The following is an 825-nucleotide window of genomic DNA, read 5'->3' as shown; positions in this document are numbered from 1 at the left end:
AAAAGAATTCATAGCTCTTTATAATAAATCAAACAAGCTATCACAAGAAAAAGGAAAAGACTTTAAACTATGGCCAAAGACATTTTGGGATTTTTGTGAACGTAAACTTAATGCTCATTTTACAATCAAAACTTATTTGCTTGATCCTCATAAATATGATGAAAAGCAAGAATTGTTAGATAATAATATAGCGTTAGAAGGAGATGTTTTAAAAGGGTTAATAAAAATAGATATTATTAATGCTCAACGAGGATTCAGTGATGCCAATTCAGAAACAGTCGAGAGTAATAATAGCAGGAATCTATCTTCACAATTAAGAGCTTATTATGATAAGCATCTTAATCCAACATTAGAACCAACTGAAAAAGATATAGATGCATTAGAGTCAATCAATAATGCTCAAGATGATTTTGATAAGAATTTGAAAGAAAGTTTTAAGACATCTCTTTCAGAACTTGAAGGATTGAATTATCCGGGATTCGGTAATCCTCAAATTCAATTATCGACTAAAGTTTCAACTTCTGACGGTCTTCAACATGATTCAGCAGTAAAGTATTACCTCGACAAAGATTTATCATTGCCAGAAAAGTATAATGGTTTAGGATATCAAAATCTTATTTCAATCATTTTTAAATTAATACGTTTTAGGGATGAATGGATGAAGGTTGGAAAAAATGCAATAACTGACGATGAAGTTATAGAACCACTACACTTGATTCTAATAGAAGAACCTGAAGCTCATTTACATGCACAAGTCCAACAGGTTTTCATTAAAAAGGCTTATGAAGTACTACGAAATAATTTGAATTTAAAAGATAATAAAGA

1 protein-coding gene is annotated in these 825 nt (G+C 29.8%); it reads left to right on the top strand.

The genetic code is table 11. From position 1 onward, the window contains the following. On the top strand, nucleotides 1–825 hold an 825-nt coding region (locus AC4AGG_RS16630), incomplete at both ends, for an AAA family ATPase (RefSeq protein WP_489773141.1).

It is taken from the genome of Chryseobacterium sp. CG10_8 (genome assembly GCF_058117085.1).
This window is presented reverse-complemented; position numbering and strand designations above follow the sequence as displayed.